Origin of the sequence: Arthrobacter sp. KNU40 (assembly GCF_051515115.1) — a bacterium.
Taxonomy (GTDB): Bacteria; Actinomycetota; Actinomycetes; order Actinomycetales; family Micrococcaceae; genus Arthrobacter.
The window spans coordinates 459780-477799 of the sequence record NZ_CP195850.1 but is presented as its reverse complement, the minus strand read 5'-3'; the positions used below and the strand labels follow the sequence as shown (position 1 = coordinate 477799).

The 18020-nt window shown below is 65.8% G+C and carries 13 protein-coding genes; 12 read left to right on the top strand and 1 reads right to left on the bottom strand.

Going from position 1 to position 18020, the window contains the following annotated elements; genetic code table 11:
- Positions 1-60: 60 nt before the first annotated feature.
- From ACSKT0_RS02305 to ACSKT0_RS02255, 11 genes are all read left to right on the top strand, one after another.
- Entirely contained in the window at positions 61-1461 is a 1401-nt protein-coding gene (locus ACSKT0_RS02305) for a dihydrolipoyl dehydrogenase family protein (protein WP_437772325.1), read from the top strand.
- Between the two features lie 655 nt (positions 1462-2116).
- Positions 2117-3268 carry a sulfite oxidase gene (locus ACSKT0_RS02300; protein WP_437772324.1) on the top strand — a complete coding sequence of 384 codons (1152 nt, stop codon included), beginning with the start codon at positions 2117-2119 and terminating at the stop codon, positions 3266-3268.
- A gap of 93 nt (positions 3269-3361) precedes the next feature.
- Positions 3362-3934, top strand: coding sequence for an SRPBCC family protein (locus ACSKT0_RS02295; protein WP_437773951.1), 573 nt, complete (start codon positions 3362-3364; stop codon positions 3932-3934).
- Positions 3927-4322: a hypothetical protein gene (locus ACSKT0_RS02290; RefSeq protein ID WP_437772323.1), complete on the top strand. Its 396-nt coding sequence runs from the start codon at positions 3927-3929 to the stop codon at positions 4320-4322. The genes ACSKT0_RS02295 and ACSKT0_RS02290 overlap by 8 nt, the downstream gene beginning before the upstream one ends.
- A gap of 39 nt (positions 4323-4361) precedes the next feature.
- A complete protein-coding gene (locus ACSKT0_RS02285; RefSeq protein WP_437772322.1) occupies positions 4362-5576 on the top strand; it encodes a cation:proton antiporter in 1215 nt (404 codons plus the stop codon).
- 568 nt (positions 5577-6144) lie between these two features.
- Entirely contained in the window at positions 6145-7434 is a 1290-nt protein-coding gene (locus tag ACSKT0_RS02280) for a hypothetical protein (RefSeq protein WP_437772321.1), read from the top strand.
- A gap of 69 nt (positions 7435-7503) precedes the next feature.
- A complete protein-coding gene (locus ACSKT0_RS02275; RefSeq protein WP_437772320.1) occupies positions 7504-8127 on the top strand; it encodes a hypothetical protein in 624 nt (207 codons plus the stop codon).
- 83 nt (positions 8128-8210) lie between these two features.
- On the top strand, positions 8211-8939 hold the full coding sequence (locus ACSKT0_RS02270) for a YcnI family copper-binding membrane protein (protein WP_437772319.1): 729 nt from the start codon (positions 8211-8213) through the stop codon (positions 8937-8939).
- Positions 8940-9044: 105 nt separating this feature from the next.
- On the top strand, positions 9045-9695 hold the full coding sequence (locus ACSKT0_RS02265; RefSeq protein ID WP_437772318.1) for a DUF4232 domain-containing protein: 651 nt from the start codon (positions 9045-9047) through the stop codon (positions 9693-9695).
- A gap of 90 nt (positions 9696-9785) precedes the next feature.
- Positions 9786-14825 carry an ATP-dependent helicase gene (locus ACSKT0_RS02260; RefSeq protein WP_437772317.1) on the top strand — a complete coding sequence of 1680 codons (5040 nt, stop codon included), beginning with the start codon at positions 9786-9788 and terminating at the stop codon, positions 14823-14825.
- 11 nt (positions 14826-14836) lie between these two features.
- Positions 14837-15760 (top strand): Fpg/Nei family DNA glycosylase, encoded by a 924-nt coding sequence (locus tag ACSKT0_RS02255; protein WP_437772316.1) that lies wholly within the window; start codon positions 14837-14839, stop codon positions 15758-15760.
- A gap of 71 nt (positions 15761-15831) precedes the next feature.
- On the opposite strand, the gene ACSKT0_RS02250 is transcribed toward ACSKT0_RS02255, so the two are convergent.
- Positions 15832-16452 (bottom strand): YczE/YyaS/YitT family protein, encoded by a 621-nt coding sequence (locus ACSKT0_RS02250; RefSeq protein ID WP_437772315.1) that lies wholly within the window; start codon positions 16450-16452, stop codon positions 15832-15834.
- Positions 16453-16512: 60 nt separating this feature from the next.
- Here ACSKT0_RS02250 and ACSKT0_RS02245 point away from each other — a divergent pair, with 60 nt between their 5' ends.
- Positions 16513-17997, top strand: a complete 1485-nt coding sequence (locus ACSKT0_RS02245; RefSeq protein WP_437772314.1) for a PLP-dependent aminotransferase family protein — start codon at positions 16513-16515, stop codon at positions 17995-17997.
- Positions 17998-18020 lie beyond the last annotated feature (23 nt).

The following is an 18020-nucleotide window of genomic DNA, read 5'->3' as shown; positions in this document are numbered from 1 at the left end:
CCGGGACTCTGGTAATCGTCGCGGCATAGCCGGGGCAGGCAACAGTACGGGACGGGACGCATGGACATCGAGGATGTGGACCTGGTGGTGGTCGGCGGCGGAAAGGCCGGGAAAACCCTGGCCCTGGACCTGGCCCGGGCCGGCAGGAACGTCGCCATGGTCGAACGCTCGATGATCGGGGGGACGTGCATCAATGTTGCCTGTATCCCCACCAAGACCCTCATCAACAGCGGCCGGGTCCTGGAAACCATCCGTCGGGCCGCCGAATTCGGCATTTCCGGGGCGGAGGACCCGCAAATGGACCTCAAACTGCTACGCCACCGCAAGGAAGACGTCGTGGACACCATGGTCGAGGGCCAGCTGTCCTCCTTCACCGGCTCGGGCATGGACTTCATCCTCGGCGAGGCAAAGTTCGTCGCTCCCCGGACGGTCGAGGTGACCCTGCGCGACGGCGGCGTGCGAACGTTGCGCGGAGCCGACGTCGTCCTGAACCTGGGCACTGAGCCGCTCCTGCCGGCCATCGAAGGCCTGGCGGAGTCGAGGGTGCAGACCAGCAACACCCTGCTGGAGCTGGAATCGCTGCCGGAGAGCATCATCGTGCTGGGAGGCGGATACGTCGGGTGCGAATTCGCGGACCTGCTCAACACCATCGGCGTCAGGGTCACCCTTGTCCAGGGCGGGGGACAACTGCTCGCCCGGGAGGACGCGGACGTTGCCGCTGCTATCGAGCAGAACTTCACCGACGCCGGTATCGCCGTGCGGTTGGGGGCCAGGGCGCACAGGATGGCCCGCGCCGCAGACGGCACTGTCACGCTCACGCTCTCCTCCGGTGAGACCCTGAGCGCGGAAGACATCCTGGTGGCGGTGGGACGCAAGCCAATGACCGGCGGCGCGAACCTCGAAGGTGCCGGCGTGGAACTTGACGACCGCGGATACATCCGGGTGGACGGTCAGCTGCGCACGACTGCCGACGGAGTGTGGGCAGCGGGTGACGCCGCCGGAACACCCCAGTTCACACACGCCTCCTATGACGACTACCGCGTGCTCAAGACCAATCTGGCCGCAAGAACCGGCGCCGGCCAGCCGCGCAGCACCGACGGCCGGCTGATTCCCTACTGCGTGTTCACCACCCCCGAGCTCGGCCGGGTAGGCCTGAGCGAGCGGCAGGCCCGAGACGCCGGCCACACCGTCCGCATCGCGAAAATGCCGGTGACGGCCGTTCCCCGGGCCCGAACCGTGGGACATCTGGAAGGCTTCTGGAAGGCGGTCATTGACCGCGAAACGAACAAGATCCTGGGTGCCGCCCTGCTGGGAACCGAAGCCAGCGAAGCCATCGCAGTGGTGCAGATGGCCATGCTGGCAGGGCTGGACTACACCGCCGTGCGCGACGCCATCATCACGCATCCCACCATGGCCGAGGGCCTGACCCTGCTGTTCACTCCAGCCTACCTCGAAGACTGAACAACGCCCGGCACGGCTCAGGAATTCGAAGTTGTACGGATCTTTCGCGATCTGCTGGGCCAGTTCGGACTCCTGGGCAACAAGCTGTTGCGCAATTGGCCCTTCCTGCCACGCGCCCGCAAAAGTCGTCATGCATCAAGCGGTTCAGAGTAGCCGACGGGCAAGCCCAGGTCGCGGGAGTCAGTCATGCGCCCCACGGTAATCGGAGACCCCGACAATTTCCCTTCTCAGTTAGGAGTCGTCCGCTCTGTCCAGAAGGGGTAGCCCTAACCGTTCAAATGACCTAACGCCCCTGCCTCGGACGACGCCGGTACCAAGCAACAAAGCCCCACAGTGCGACGATCAAACACACGGCCGCGACAATCCCCCGCCACCAAATAAAAGGTTGCCAAAGTCCGAATATCAGGGCCCAAACAAGGAGAACACCGCTGACGTCGAGTCGTGGGGCTCGGATCTTCACGGAGGCTCTCCTTCTTCCAACTGTCTTTGTCCAGGAGCGCAAGCGCCAAAGACCAAGAATACTTTCCCAGTAGCCCGACGTCGGACGCGGACCGCGGCGCATCCGTCGCCGGGGCGCCCCCGCTACCGAGACGCGCCCACTCTTCCCCGCGCAAATTCCAGTGACACCACCGCTACGGACGACCATACTGGGAGCATGAGCGTCAACACCCGCCGCACAGCGGAAGGCGCCGCTGTTGCCAACCCGGCCCCCACCGCCCCCGCTGCTCCGACAGAACCAACCGCACCGGTCACCCCAACCACCGGTCCCATCACCCGTGAAGAACTGCAACTAGCTTCGCGCAACCACGCCATGCCGTTGGAGATGCTCCGATGGCCTGTCACACCGCTGGGCATGCACTATCTCCTGGTCCATTTCGACGTTCCCCAGATCGATCCCGTTTCGTGGCGGTTGAATATTGGCGGGCTCGTGGACCATCCGCACGAGTACACCCTGCCTGACCTCCAGCACCGCGAGCGCCGCACCCACGCCGTCACGATGGAGTGCGCCGGCAACGGCCGCTCGCGGCTGGAACCGCGGCCCGTGAGCCAGCCATGGGACCAGGGTGGAGTGGGCACCGCCGAGTGGACCGGTACCCCGCTCGCTCCGTTGCTGCTCGACGCCGGTGTGTCGCCGGACGCCGTCGAGCTCGTCTTCACGGGCGCGGACCGCGGGATCCAGGGCGGCGTGGAGCATCAGTACGCGCGCAGCCTGACCCTCGCGGAAGCAATGTCCGACGACGTCCTGCTCGCCTATGAGGTCAACGGCCAAGCCCTGCCACCGCAGCATGGCTACCCCGTCCGCTTGCTCGTCCCGGGCTGGTACGGGATGACGAGCGTCAAATGGCTGCAATCCATCGAGGCAATTGACCACAGCTTCGACGGTTACCAACAGCTCGACTCTTACCGCTATACCCAAGATGCAGACGATCCCGGCGAGCCCGTCCAGCGGATCAAGGTCCGCTCCCTCATGGTTCCGCCCGGCGTTCCCGATTTCTTCACGCGGCAACGCACCGTGGAGGCGGGACCGGTCCAACTGAGCGGCCGGGCCTGGTCCGGGAAAGGAACCGTGGACAGCGTGGAAGTCTCTGTGGACGGGGTCTGGGAGCAGGCCCAACTTCAACCTCCAGCCGGGCGGCATGCGTGGCGCGGATGGACATTCACGTGGATCGCAACTCCCGGTTCCCACGAGTTGGCATGCCGTGCGACGGATTCCACCGGGCAGATCCAGCCCGGGACGCCGGAGTGGAACTATCAAGGCATGGGAAACAACGACATCCAACGGCTGACGGTGACCGTCCGGGAGTAACCGGCCCGCGTGAACGCTGAAGCCGGGCCGTTGACCGTGTGCAACGGCATGAGTACTGTGAGTCCACTATCCATCCGCGCCCTGGAGGCAACAATGGGCGGCACTTCCAAGAGCAACGCCGACTACGAGTTCCTCACTGTCTGGCGCGTCGCGGGGACCCCGCGTGAGGTCATGGATATTTTGGGCGACGCCGGAACACTGCCGCGCTGGTGGCCCTCGGTGTATCTGAGGGTTGTTCCGTTGGATCCGGGAAATGCCGACGGTACGGGAAAAGCCTTCTCCCTGCACTCCAAGGGCTGGATGCCGTACACGCTTCGCTGGAGGTTCACGGTCACCGAACCCATCACGGAGCGAGGTTTCGCGATCGCGGCGAGCGGCGACCTGCATGGGACCGGGCGGTGGACTTTCGAACAGGACGGCCCCGAAACCGTGGTCACCTACGACTGGCGGCTCAGTACATCGAAACCACTGCTCCGACGACTAAGCTGGCTGCTCAAGCCCGCTTTTGCCGCGAATCACCACTGGGCGATGGCCCGCGGCCAAGAAAGCCTCGCCCTTGAATTACGACGGCGACGCCCCGGCACGGACCTCTCCAAGGTCCCCCGTCCGGCGCCGCCTACGTTTGCAAACCGATACCGCTGGCCAAGGAGTACAACGCATGCCTGACGATAACAAAGGCGAAGTCCGCTGGTTGCCGGAGCCCGAGGACCAGGACTACCCGAGCGCCGCAGACTACCTTTCCCTCCTGGAATCCGACCACGTGGTGGCCTCGGTCGTCGCCGCCCTCAAGGAGGCGCCCATCCAGCACCGCAAAGCCAAGGACATTCTCCGGGCCGCCCGCCTTGCGTTGCTCCCGGAAGATAACGCCCACGTGGCCTCGGACCTGAAGAAAATCAAGGAGGGCAAGAAGCTCTCGCCCATCCTTATGGTCCGGGGAGATCTGGCCACGGGCATGCCCGCGCAGGTAGCCGACGGCTATCACCGCGTGTGCGCAAGCTACTACACGGACGAGAACACGGACATTCCGCTGAAACTGGCTGATGCACCCCGGTAACCACCGCAGGCCAACCGCCATGCCTGGAGAAGGAGGAACGTGTCGTTCTTTCAGCTTGCGCTGATCGCCGCAGTCGCGCTCCTCGGGCCGCTCCTGGCGCTGCCGCGGAAATGGCACCTTCCCGTTGTGCTCGGGCAGTTGCTGGCGGGCATCGTGATCGGACGCACGGGTCTGGGACTGGTGGACTCTTCGGATCCCACCTTCACCTTTGTAGCCGACGTCGGGTTCGCCCTCATCATGTTCGTGGCCGGGACGCACGTCCCCGTGCGGGACAAAGCCATCCGCCCTGCCCTGGGTAGCGGCGCCCTGCGCGCCGGCGTCGCCGCGGTGCTGGCCGCCGTCGTCGGAGTCGTCATCGCTTTCGCCTTCGGTACCGGACATGCTCCCCTTTACATCGTGCTGCTCGCTTCCTCCTCCGCAGCACTGGTCTTGCCGATCGTCGACTCGCTCCGGCTGACAGGGCCGAAGGTCCTGACGACGACGGCGCAAGTGGCGATCGCTGACATCGCTTGCATTGTGGCGCTTCCGTTAGCCGTTGATCCGCCTAACGCGGGCCGGGCGGCCGTGGGGGCATCCGTCGTCGCGGCATGCGCGCTGGTTTTGTTCTTTGTGCTTCGGTGGCTGGAGAACAGCGGCAACCGCGGACGGTTGCACGACATATCCGAAGACCGGAAGTTCGCCTTGGAACTGCGGATCCAATTGGCCCTGCTCTTCGCACTTTCCGGACTCGCGGTTCTGGGCCACGTCTCCATCATGCTGGCCGGGTTCTCCTTCGGCCTGGTGGTCTCCGCGGTGGGCGAACCCCGTCGCCTGGCGCATCAGCTTTTCGCCGTGAGCGACGGTTTCCTGGGTCCAGTGTTCTTCGTCTGGCTGGGGGCATCGCTTGACCTGCGGACCCTCGCGGGCAGCCCACGGATGATCCTCCTCGGGATCTGCCTTGGCTTCGGAACGCTGCTGGTGCACGGAAGCCTCCGGGCCCTCGGCCAGCCCCTGCCGCTCGCAGTACTGGCCTCGTCCCAATTGGGAGTACCGGTTGCAGCCGCCACCATTGGCTCCCAATTGCACTTGCTGGAACCAGGAGAAGCCGCCGCCATGATCCTCGGTGCCCTCATCAGTATCGGGGCAAGCACCATCGCCGGCTCGAGGGCGGCACGCAGCTTTTCGGAAGCCGCGCCGGGTCCGGCAGGCGAGGGGCCAAAGAGCGAGGGCCCGGCAGGCAAGCCGTCGGAAGGTGGTCCGGCAATAACTACCTGATTCCCAAACCCACGGCGGGCTTCCACGCGAAAAATGACCGGCATGCTGTTCGGAACGAGGTCTTCGCCGCTATCCACCGGCAGAAGCCTCGAATTGACACTACTTTTCTCTGTAAAGCGAATGCTTATGAGGCAGTCCAGGACCGGAACATCATCCTGTGCGTTTGGGAATCTTCATCGTCATGGGGGCTTCAAGTAGCCGACTACGCGCTTTGGGCTGTCCAGCGACGTCTGGAGGAGCGTGAATGCTCGTGGTTCGAGCCAGTGGTCCAGCCCCAGTTGAAGTCTTACTTTTTTCCCTGGGGTAGGGCAAGATAAAGGCCAGCTATCCAGGAAACCCCGGAAGACATCCCATGGACGTCTTGTCACTGACCGCAATCAGCCTATCTGAGATCAACAAGAAGAAACACTTTCGGGCGGAGACGCGACCGAAATCCGCGGACTAGAGGACCTTGTATGGAGCTACCGCGACATGGGTCGGTGCTGCCAACAAAGCCCCTGATCTCGCCTACGCGGCGTCGGGTAACGTCAGTACGGTAGTTATGAGCCCGGGAAGTAAAGGAGTGGCCGTGGGCCGGAAAGCGAAAAAACCAAAGGCCCGTGGCGGGCATGTCAAGGCAGTGCCTTCGGCCCCCAAAATGCCCTTGCAGTTGGTCCTCAACCATCGCGTAGTCGACTCCTTCACCCCGGATTTCGTTCACTGGTTCGAGAGATTTGGGGACGCCCCGGACGCCCTGAGGTGTCTGCAGATAGTCAAGCTGTTCATCACGGCAAACCACGCGATCAGCGAGGAAAGCTCCGCAACGAGCTTCGACCCTGGCAGTTTGGACGACGCCGCCCTTGCCCTTGCCGACATGCTTGACGGGTCTGACATCGATGACGAGTCCGACATCGATGAGGCCTTGGCCATGATCTACGATTACCTGCACCTTTACGTTGACTTCCTCTCTGAGACGGGCCGCTGGACCGGTACCGAGGAGGAATATTTGGTCGTCCATATGTTCCTCACTGAAGAGACTGCCGGGGATTTGGACCTTCCTGGCGACATGCCGGAACTCTCCGACGAAGAGCAGGACCGGGCGTTCCAGGAACTCCCCGTTCTCCAGTTGACCGGACGTTTGCTGGAGTGGATTGGAGCCGGAAAGGACGTCACCAGCACTGGCGTGCTCCGGCTGAAAGACATTGAAGGTGGTGCCGGAGCGGTAGGAGTGAAAGCCAGGGGGAGAAAGACCGGGAAAGGGCCTCTCCCGGAGGGCGAAGGCGCGGCCGAAGCCGATCCGGAGTCATTTGAAGTCGGCTCCATGCACGAAGTTCCCGTGCTTCGCGAAATCTGGGCCGCACTGGTGGACATCGATGTCCTGTCGATTGGATCAACGCGTGCAACCCCCGGCGCAGGCGCCGAATCGTGGCACTCCCCGGACCTGGATTCGAGGCTTCAGACTCGGCGTGAGTTGCTCACGGTATTCCTCGCGAGTGCCGTGATGGATTCGGGCAGCATGTGGGAGGAAGGTCCACGGGACAATGCAACCCTGGCCAGGGTCCTGCTGAGGGGAGCCACCGGAGAGCCCGTCAGTGCGGAGGAACTCAAGGCTGCGGCAGAGGACGAATCGGTGGGCGGCGCGTTGCCCGCTTTCGAGGCGCTGCGGGCGCTCCGCGAGCTGGCCACCCTCGCCGATCTTGGCCTCGTCGACGCGGGCACCCACTATACCGTTCCCCCGGTGGTCATCCAGTGTGTGATCCCGGCGCTCGCCCTGGTTCTTACGATGGAAGGCAATTTCGAGCCGGGCCCGGTCCACCCAGGCGAGCAGAGCCCGTCACACGACCCATCCGACAGCCGCGCGGCCACGAACCACCGGTAGAATTGCGGGGTTGACCAGCCCGAACTGGACGGTCAACCGCCCGCTTGAACGCTACCGAGGGAGGAACCCGTGCGCGCATCGCATGCCCGGACGCCCTTCCATGCCATGCGTTCGGGCGCTCTGGCGGTCGCCGTTGTTGCCCTCGCGGCAGGGGCCCACGTGCTCTCCGGCGGTGCGCTTCCCGTCGCGCCGGTCTTGTTGGCCGTCCTCGCGTTGACCGGGCTCGTCACCACTCTTGCCACCCGGTTCAAGCTCGGATTCCCGGTCATTGCCGCGCTTCTGGGAGCCGGCCAGCTGGCCTTGCACGAAGCCTTCACGGCATTCGGTCCGCTTACCGTACCGGCTCCGGGATCACCTGGACACCATCTGGCGGCCGAGCACCTTTCCCCGCCGCTGGGCGCTGAAACAGTACATTTTCACGAGGTCGACACTCCGCTCAGCTGGTTGATGTTGACGGGGCACGCCCTCGCCACTGCCGCTTCGGCATTGCTCCTTGCCAAGGGCGAGCAGGCACTGTGGCAGCTCGAAGCCTGGCTCCGGCCCTTCCTGCAGCTCATATGCCTGATCTTCAGGCCCGACGCCGGCAGCGCAGCTGTTGCGTTCAGCGCACCTGCCGTATTCGTCCCCCGCCCGTGGCGGAACCTCAGGCAAGACAGCAGACGCGGCCCGCCCGCCGTCGTCGTGCTTTCCTGACTCCGCCCGGCACCGCCTTCAACTGGTGACGGGCACATCCCCGCACTTTGGCGCTTTCGCGCGCCCGTTGAAAGGCAACAACCATGAACAACTCCTCACTCCGCCGCGCCCTCTCCGCCACCGGAATCGCCGGCGGCACCGCCGCACTGATGATGGCCGGCCTCGCAGGCGCATCTGCGCACGTCTCCATCAACCCGGACAAAACCGCCGCCAACTCGTACGCGCTGCTGACCTTCGGCGTCCCGCACGGTTGCGACACCTCGGGCACCACCAAGCTGACCATCAACCTCCCCGAGGAACTGACGGACGCTACGCCCACGGTGAATTCCAACTGGACGGTCGAGAAGGTGACGCAGACGCTGCCCGAACCCAAGAAGCTGGCCGACGGCACCTCGATCACCAAGCGCACCAGCCAGATCGTCTACACGGCCAAGGCTCCGCTGGACCCGCATTTGCGCGACGCGCTGGTCTTGTCCGTGAAGCTGCCCGACACCGCCGGCAAGACGCTCTACTTCCCCACGCTCCAGAACTGCGAGCAAGGGCAGACAGACTGGGCTGAAATCCCGAAGGACGGCCAGGACCCGCACTCGCTGAAGGCTCCGGCTCCGTCGGTGTCCGTGACAGCCGCAGATGCGGCCGCGGGTGATGGTCACATGGCTGCGTCAATCTCCACTGAGCAGGCAGCTTCCGTGACCGACGACGGCTCACAGGCACGCAGTTGGGCGGGCCTGATCGCCGGTGTGGCCGGGCTGGGGCTGGGTGGCGCGGCCTTCTTCCGCAGCCGCTCCGCCAAGGCTTCAGTGTCCAAATAACGGCTCCGCTGGGTCGGCGTCCGGAACATCACGATCCGGACGCCAATCCGGCGCCGCTGCCGCGCCGCAGTTGACTCCGGCAAATGACGACGAAAAGCTGTGCGCATGACGAATATGCGAGTCAAGAACGGTCTCCTGCTCACGATGGCAGCAGCCTCGGTATTCCTGCTCTCCGGCTGCTTCCAAAGCCAGGCCCAGCCCTCGGGCTCAGCCGTACCCAGCGACACGGCTTCAGCCTCGTCGTCACCGTCGGCCTCGGCCTCAGCCTCAGCCTCAAGTACTCCTACTTCAAGCGGCAGCGCCACGCCATCGAGCACCGGGACGACGGCATCCGGCGTCGCGCTCTGCAAGGCGGGCTCGCTGACAGCTTCTGTCGACTCCACAGGGGGCGGAGCGGCAGGCAGCGTCTACATGAAACTCATCCTGACCAACTCCGGCACGGAACCTTGCGTCCTCAATGGCTTCCCGGGCGTCTCACTCACGTCTGGAGCCACGGGCGATCCGATCGGCGCGGCCGCCGCGCGGGACGACTCCCAGCCTGCGACACAAGTGGTTCTTGCTCCCGGGAAGGCCGGTTTCGCCCAACTCCGCTACACCCAGGCCGGGAACTACCCCGAATGCACCCAGACCCCTGCCGCCGGTTTCCGGGTTTACCCACCGGAGGACACCGCTTCGCTTTTCATCCCGCAGCAGCGTACGGGCTGCAGTAACACCAATATCAATCTCCTGAGCGTCCAGGCGTTCCAGGCGGGGTAGGCGGGTTCAGTCGGGGTAGGCGGGTTCAGCGCCTGAGCCTTATCCTGCGCTGTTCCTGATTGTGTCAGTGCCGTGAGGCATGATGGAGGAATGCAGGAGCAGGAGCTACCGGGCGGTCCGGGCCATATGGCCATGGGCCGTTTCAGCCTTGCCACGCGCGAGTGGTTCCTCGGTGCTTTTTCCGCGCCCACACCTGCCCAGGATGGTGCATGGAAAGCCATTTCTTCCGGATCGCACGCCCTCGTGGTGGCACCTACTGGTTCCGGCAAGACGCTCGCAGCATTCCTGTGGGCGCTGGACCGGCTCTTGTCCGTGTCGCCGGCTGCTTCACCGGAAGCCCTTCCTGGTCTTAAGGAAACAAGCGGCCGCGCCCGTGCCCGAGCCCCCAAGCGCAAGACCCGTGTCCTGTACATCTCGCCCCTCAAAGCACTCGGCGTCGACGTCGAACGGAACCTCCGCTCGCCGCTGATCGGCATCACCCAGACCGCCAAACGGCTCGGATTGCCGGCCCCGCTTGTGAGCGTCGGCGTGCGCTCAGGAGATACGACGACGGCGGACCGCCGCGCGCTGCTGAGCCACCCGCCGGACATCCTCATCACCACGCCCGAGTCCTTGTTCCTCATGCTGACGTCCAAAGCCCGGGAGACTCTCAGCGAGGTGGACACCGTCATCGTCGACGAGGTCCACGCAGTTGCAGGCACCAAGCGTGGCGCGCACCTCGCAGTTTCATTGGAACGGCTTGATGCGTTGCTGCCGAAACCCGCCCAACGGATCGGCCTCTCGGCCACCGTGGAGCCGCGCGAGCTGGTTGCACAGTTTCTAGCGGGCTCGGCCCCGGTGGAAATCGTCGCGCCGCCATCGCACAAGAACTGGAACCTCAGCGTCAGCGTTCCTGTGGAGGACATGTCGGACCTGGCGGGAGCTGCGGGCGCCTTCGACTCCGGGCCAGCCTCCGGACTTCAACCGCAAGCGTCCATCTGGCCGCATGTCGAGGAGAAGATCGTTGATCTTGTGCTGTCGAAGCAGTCCACCATTGTGTTTGCCAACTCCCGGCGTCTCGCGGAGCGACTCACGGCCCGGCTGAACGAGATCTACGCTGAGCGCCAGCTCATGGCGGCGGACGTATTTTCTGCCGCGTCGGATTCGGTTCTGGACTCACGGCTAGCCGATTTCGGAGGGCCGTCCGGGGGGCCGGGTCCCTCGGGGCTGCCGTCCTCGACGGCGACGCCCGCCCACATGATGGCCCAGGCCGGAAGCACGAGCGGCGCCGATCCGGTCCTGGCCCGTGCGCACCACGGTTCCGTATCCAAGGACCAGCGGGCACTCATCGAGGACGACCTCAAGTCCGGACGGCTGCGGTGTGTCGTAGCGACGTCATCCCTGGAACTCGGCATCGATATGGGTGCCGTGGACTTGGTGGTCCAGGTCGAGTCGCCGCCGTCGGTGGCCAGCGGACTCCAGCGGGTAGGCCGCGCCGGCCACCAAGTGGGTGAGATTTCCGAAGGCGTACTCTTCCCCAAACACCGGGCAGACCTCGTCCACACCGCCATCACCGTGGAACGGATGTTGAGTGGGAAGATCGAACGCCTCCACGTTCCCGCCAACCCCTTGGACATCCTCGCCCAACAAACGGTCGCCGCCACCGCTCTGGGAAGCATCGATGTCGAGGAATGGTTCGCCACCGTCCGCCGGTCCGCTCCGTTCGCCACCCTGCCACGCTCGGCTTTCGAAGCCACCTTGGACCTCCTGGCTGGACGGTATCCATCGGACGAATTCGCCGAACTCCGGCCGCGCATCATCTGGGACCGGAACGCCGGCACCATCGAAGGCCGCCCGGGAGCACAGCGCCTAGCCGTGACCTCGGGCGGAACCATCCCCGACCGCGGACTCTTCGGCGTCTACATCATCGGCACCGAGACCGAAGGCTCAGGTTCTGGCTCTGCTTCTGGATCCGGCCAGAACGGTGCGGCGTCTGCACAGGAGCCCAGTCCGGCGTCGCGCGCTGCCAAAGGCGGCCGACGCGTCGGTGAGCTCGACGAAGAAATGGTCTACGAATCACGCGTCGGGGACATCTTCGCCCTGGGTGCCACCAGCTGGAAAATCGAGGACATCACGCACGACCGCGTCCTTGTCTCGCCCGCCTTCGGCCAGCCTGGAAAACTCCCCTTCTGGAAAGGCGATTCCCTGGGCCGGCCGGTGGATCTCGGCCGGGCACTCGGAGCATTCGTGCGTGAACTTTCCGCTTCGGACCAAGGTCCAGCGCTGGAACGCTGCAAGGCCAGCGGGCTGGACGACTTCGCCGCCGGCAACCTGCTTCAGTATCTGGGCGAACAGAAGCAGGCCACGGAAGTCGTCCCCAATGACCGGACACTCGTCGTCGAACGGTTTCACGACGAACTCGGCGACTGGCGGGTCGTCCTGCACAGCCCCTTCGGCATGCCGGTCCACGCACCGTGGGCCCTCGCCGTCGGACAGCGGCTCCAGCAGCGCTACGGGCTGGACGGTTCCGCCATGGCCGCCGACGACGGCATCGTGCTGCGGGTTCCGATGATGGAGGACGAACCGCCCGGGGCTGAGCTGTTCCTGTTTGATCCGGAGGAACTTGAGCAGATCGTGACGGCGGAGGTTGGCGGCAGTGCCTTGTTCGCCTCCCGCTTCCGCGAGTGCGCCGCGCGTGCGCTGTTGCTGCCGCGGCAGAATCCTGGGAAAAGGCAGCCCCTCTGGCAGCAACGGCAACGCTCGGCGCAATTGCTGGACGTCGCCAAGAAATACCCTTCGTTCCCCATCGTCCTCGAAACCGTGCGTGAATGCCTGCAGGATGTCTACGACCTCCCGGCGTTGAAAGACATTGCCGCCTCGATCGAGCGCCGGGAACTGCGTTTGGTTCAAACCACCACGCAGCAGCCCTCCCCCTTCGCCAAGTCGCTGCTCTTTGGGTACGTGGCCCAGTACCTGTACGAGGGCGATTCCCCGCTCGCCGAACGCAGGGCCGCGGCTTTGGCCCTCGACTCCACGCTCCTGAACGAGCTCCTGGGCAGGGTGGAACTGCGCGAACTCCTCGACGCGAAGGTCATCGAGGCCACGGAACTCGAGCTCCAGCGGCTGGCACCGGGCCGGCGGGTCCGTGGCATGGAAGGCGTCGCCGACTTGCTGCGCCTGCTGGGCCCCCTGAGCGTCGAAGAAGTGGCTGCCCGTTTACAGCCCGAAGGGGTGGAAGCCTCCCCGGATGGTTCCCTGGATCTGCCCGCGTTGCAGCTGGCGGCCGGAGCGCATCTGGCTGCGTTGCGCAAGGCCAACCGCGCCCTCACCGTGACCCTCAGCGGCGTTGAACGATTCGCAGCCATCGAGGATGCGGCCCGGCTGCGGGATGCCATCGGCGTTCCGCTGCCCATGGGAGTGCCGCTCGCCTTCGTCGAACCCGTCCACGATCCACTCGGGGACCTGGTCTCCCGTTACGCGCGGACCCACGGACCGTTCACGGCCGAGGAAGCTGCTGCGAGGCTGGGACTGGGTGTCGCCGTCGTGGGCACCGCACTGAAGCGCTTGGCGGCGGACGGCCGTGTTGTTGAGGGCGAGTTCCGCCCGCACCCGAGTGCGCCGGACACGGTTCCCGGTGAGGGGGCCGAGTTGTTGGAGGCGCCGGAACTCCCGGCTGTGCCGATCCGCGGAGTCCCCTTTAGTAGCGAGTGGTGCGATTCCGAAGTGCTGCGCAAGCTTCGGCGTCGTTCACTGGCCGCGCTGCGCGCCGAAGTGGAGCCGGTGGACGCTGCCGCCTACGGCCGGTTCCTCCCCGCCTGGCAAAACGTGTCCGTGCCCTCTGCCGGCCGTTCCCGGGGTGCCCCGGCGCTACGCGGGCTGGACGGCATCATGACCGCCGTCGATCAGCTCTCCGGCGTGCCTGTTCCGGCGTCGGCCTGGGAGCCTTTGGTGCTGGCCAGCCGGATCTCCGACTATCAGCCGGCAATGTTGGACGAGCTCATGGCGGCAGGCGAAGTCTTGTGGTCCGGAGCCGGCTCGCTGCCCGGGAACGACGGCTGGATCAGCCTCCATGTGGCCGAAGCCGCGGAACTGACGCTCAACCCGGACCCTGATTTCGAGCCCGGCGATTCCCAACTCCGCCTTCTGGAATACCTGCAGACCGGTGGGGGCGCCTATTTCTTCCGGCAACTCACCGAGGTTGCGGGCGGCATGGATGCGGTGCTCAGCGACGACGCCGTGGTCGCCGCACTGTGGGATCTCGTCTGGGCCGGCCGCATCACAGGCGACACTTTCGCCCCCGTCCGTGCGATGATCGCAGGCGGCCGCACGGCACACAAGCAGCCCGCCCGGCCGCCGCGGGCCAGGTCCCTGCGCATGAGCAGGCTCGGCCGCTCGCACGGCACGGGCTTGATGGGGTCGCCGGGACTGACGGGTGGTCGGTATGGCTCGGTCACCGGAACAGCTCCGACTCCCCCGCTCGCCGTCGGGCGCTGGTCGGCGTTGCCGGCTCCTGAGCTCGACCCCACGATCCACGCGCGCGGCACCGCCGAACTCCTCCTCGACAGGTACGGCATCGTGACCCGGGGCTCCGTCATGGTGGAGAACATCGTGGGCGGATTCGGGCTGATGTACAAGGTCCTCGCGCGCCTCGAAGAAGCAGGGCGGTGCCGTCGCGGCTACTTCATCGAGCACCTCGGAGCCGCCCAGTTTGCCGTGCCGGCCACTGTGGACCGTTTGCGCTCCTTCACGGAGGATGCCCAACTCGCCAAGGCCGAGCCTGTCGCCTTGGCCCTGGCCTCCACGGATCCCGCCAACCCGTACGGCGCGGCCCTCCCGTGGCCCGCGTTGGCAGTCGACGCCGGATCGGGTCACCGTCCGGGGCGGAAGGCAGGGGCCTTGGTGGTCATGGTCGACGGTGCTTTGGTTTTGTACGTCGAACGCGGAGGGAAGACCCTGCTCACTTTCAGCCATGACGACGCCGTCCTGGCGGCCGCCGCTGCGGCGCTCGTAGGCGTGGTGCGGCGGGGAGCAGTGGACAAGTTGATCATGGAAAAGGTCAATGGCCATGACCTCCTGGACACCCCCGTGGCTTTTGCCCTTGCGGCCGCCGGAGCGTACTCCACGCCGAAGGGTTTGAGGATCCGTGCCTGAAACGGGGATCCGTGCCTGAGGGCGACTCGATCTGGCGGGCTGCCGCGGAGCTGCACAAGGCCCTTGCCGGGCAGACGCTTGTCTCCTCTGACTTCCGCGTGCCTAGGTTTGCCACGCTGAACCTGGCCGGATGGACCGTGTCCGAAGTGGTGCCACGCGGAAAGCACTTACTCATGCGCTTGCTGGAGCCGACTGCGGGTTCGGCCGCCCCCGGATCGGCGGGGACCGGGAGCGCCGAGGCCGGATCGGCTGCGGCCTCGCCGGACGAGGCCGGATCGGCGGCGGCCGCACGGCCCCGGCGTGCCCTGACCATCCACTCGCACCTGAAAATGGAGGGAAGCTGGCAGGTCTATGCCCCCGGCGGCCGCTGGAGGAAACCCGGCCACACGGCCAGGTGCGTCCTCCGCACGGCGACGGCCGACGTCGTCGGCTTCTCTTTGGGAATCCTGGAAGTTATCCCGACCCCGGACGAGTCGCGCGTAGTGGGGCACCTTGGCCCGGACCTGCTAGGGCCGGGCTGGGACGCCGAAGAGGCCTTTCGTCGGCTGCGGGCCGCACCGGACACTCCGATCGGCGTCGCACTGTTGGACCAGCGGAATCTCGCCGGCATCGGCAATATCTACCGTTGCGAAGCGTGTTTCCTGGCTGGGGTGCATCCGGCCTCGCCGGTGTCGGCTGTGAAGGATCTGGCGGCGATGCTGACGGAGGCGAAGGGCCTGCTCGAGGCCAACTTAGGACCGGGCCGAAGGATGACGCGTGGCACCGCGTTCCCTGGAGTCCGGGGGATTCCCCGCTCCGGCTATTGGGTGTATGGCCGCGAGCACCAGCCGTGCCTTCGGTGCGGTACGCCCATTCGCCGCGGGCTGCTGGGACCGGCGTCGGGGTTGGAAGACCGGACCATCTACTTCTGCCCGAAGTGCCAGCCCGGTCCTTGACGCTGGAGGAATCGCGCGGCTGACGCTGCCCAATCCGCGTGGCGAAACCGAAATTCGCTGGTGTATCCGCGTCACGGCGCGGCCGGCACCGCTTCCACCGGACTCTGGGGAGCCTTCACCGGAACCGTGAACAGGGGCAGCAACAGTTGCACCACCGGTCCAATGGCCAAGGCATAGACAACGGTTCCCACGCCGACGGACCCACCCAGCAGCCAGCCCACACCGAGAACAACAACCTCGATCAACGTGCGTGACAAGCGCACGGACCAGCCCGTGCGGCGGGCAAGTCCCGTCATGAGTCCGTCGCGGGCACCCGGTCCAAGGCGTGCGCCGATGTAGCAAGCGGAGGCGATGCCGTTGAGGACCACGGCGCCGGCGAGCATGGCGATCTGGCCACCCAGGTGCGAGAACGCGGGGATCAGGGCCAGGCCGATGTCCGCGAAGACACCCACGAGCACGGCGTTGGCGAGGGTTCCGAAGCCAGGCATCTGCCGCAGCGGTATCCAGAGAAGAAGAACGAGGAAGCTGACAACCACCACGACCGTGCCGATGCTCCACCCGATCTTCCCGGCGACGCCCTGGTGGAACACGTCCCAGGGATCCAGGCCAAGGCCGGCCCGGATGAACAAAGCCAGGGAAATCCCATACATTGCGAGGCCGATCAGGAGCTGGGTGATTCTGCGGGTCATCATGAAACCATGCTCCCCGAAAACTGGCATTGCTTTCCATAGCCAGTTTGCAATACTGGTCTTATGCCCGGATCCCTGAACCCCACAGCCATGGTGCGTCTCCTCGGCCCGTGGAACACTGGCGCCGCTCCCGCGTATCGCGAGCTTGCCGACGTCGTGCGCCTTTTGGTGATGGACGGGCGCATCCCGCTCGATGTCGCGCTACCGAGTGAACGCGCGCTTGCCGTCACGTTGGGCGTCAGCCGGACCACCGTTACCGCCGCGTACGCCAGCCTGCGCGAGCAAGGTTTCCTCAGCGGCGGCCAGGGCAGCCGGGGCCGGACGGGCATTCCGCACCGGACGGTTCCCGTCAGCGGACCCGGTCTGGCGGTTCCGGATGGGATTCTCGACCTCGCCTATGCTTCATTGCCGGCCACGGGTGAAGTGGTGCACCGCGCATTCGCTGATGCGCTGATTGACCTTCCGGCGTTGCTGCCCGGTTTTGGCTACGACGCGGTCGGCCTTCCGAGCCTCCGGGAAGCCATCGCGGACCGCTACACGGCAGCCGGCATCCCCACCACGGCCGCCCAGATACTGGTGACTTCGGGGGCCCAGCACGCACTGAACATTATCTTGAAGACCCTCGCCGGGCGGCAGCAGAAGGTCCTCGTAGAGCATCCCAGCTACCCCAACGCTCTCGACGCAATCCGAGCTTCGGGCTCCCGCACGGTTCCGGTGCCGATGCCGCCTGCCGCGGAGCCGACGTCGGGCGGTGGCGGGGAGTCGACGTCGGGCGGCTGGGATATCGACGGCATGGTGGCGACGATGCGCCACCAACGCCCGGCCATGGCCTACCTCGTGCCGGACTTCCACAACCCCACTGGGCGGATCATGTCCAACCTTCAGCGCCGCCGCCTGGTCCGCGAGGCGGCAGGAACGGGCACTGTCCTGGTGGTGGACGAGACCCTGCGGGAGCTGAACCTCGACGTCGTCAGCACCTCGCCGCTCGCGGCGTTCAGTCCGGCCGTGGTGACCATCGGTTCGCTCAGCAAATCCCATTGGGCCGGGCTCCGGACAGGGTGGATCCGCGCTGAAGTGGACCTGATCAGCCGCTTTGTGCAGACCCGGACGACGATGGATCTGGGCGGCCCTATCGTCGAGCAATTGGCGGCGGCTCGGCTGCTCCGGGCCTTCGCTGAACCGCTGGACGCCAGGCTTGCGGAGCTGCGGCGGAACCGGGAAGCGCTCCTTGGACTACTGGCCGAGCACCTGCCCGATTGGCACGTGGAGCGTCCGCGCGGCGGGCTGACGGCATGGTGCAGGTTGCCCACGCCGTCGAGCACCGCGCTCACGGTCGTCGCCCCGGACTTCGGCGTGCGGCTGGCCGCAGGTCCGCGCTTCGGCGTCGGCGGGGCTTTCGAGCACTTCATGCGTGTCCCGTACACGCTCGCGCCGGCCCAGCTTGAGACGGCGGTGCTGGCACTGCGCGATGCCCAAGCCAGGATCGACGCGTCGCCGCAGCTCCGGAGGACCTTGAAGGCACCCAAGGAAGCCGCCGCCGTCGCGTAGCGCGCGTTACTCGCCGCCCAACT

What these genes read in the sequence shown, in the direction of transcription:
- ACSKT0_RS02300 (WP_437772324.1), top strand. Translation starts at nt 2,117, where the DNA reads ATGAGCGTCAACACCCGCCGCACAGCGGAAGGCGCCGCTGTTGCCAAC.
- ACSKT0_RS02265 (WP_437772318.1), top strand. Translation starts at nt 9,045, where the DNA reads ATGACGAATATGCGAGTCAAGAACGGTCTCCTGCTCACGATGGCAGCA.
- ACSKT0_RS02295 (WP_437773951.1), top strand. Translation starts at nt 3,362, where the DNA reads ATGGGCGGCACTTCCAAGAGCAACGCCGACTACGAGTTCCTCACTGTC.
- ACSKT0_RS02260 (WP_437772317.1), top strand. Translation starts at nt 9,786, where the DNA reads ATGCAGGAGCAGGAGCTACCGGGCGGTCCGGGCCATATGGCCATGGGC.
- ACSKT0_RS02250 (WP_437772315.1), bottom strand. Translation starts at nt 16,452, where the DNA reads ATGATGACCCGCAGAATCACCCAGCTCCTGATCGGCCTCGCAATGTAT.
- ACSKT0_RS02270 (WP_437772319.1), top strand. Translation starts at nt 8,211, where the DNA reads ATGAACAACTCCTCACTCCGCCGCGCCCTCTCCGCCACCGGAATCGCC.
- ACSKT0_RS02290 (WP_437772323.1), top strand. Translation starts at nt 3,927, where the DNA reads ATGCCTGACGATAACAAAGGCGAAGTCCGCTGGTTGCCGGAGCCCGAG.
- ACSKT0_RS02305 (WP_437772325.1), top strand. Translation starts at nt 61, where the DNA reads ATGGACATCGAGGATGTGGACCTGGTGGTGGTCGGCGGCGGAAAGGCC.
- ACSKT0_RS02245 (WP_437772314.1), top strand. Translation starts at nt 16,513, where the DNA reads ATGCCCGGATCCCTGAACCCCACAGCCATGGTGCGTCTCCTCGGCCCG.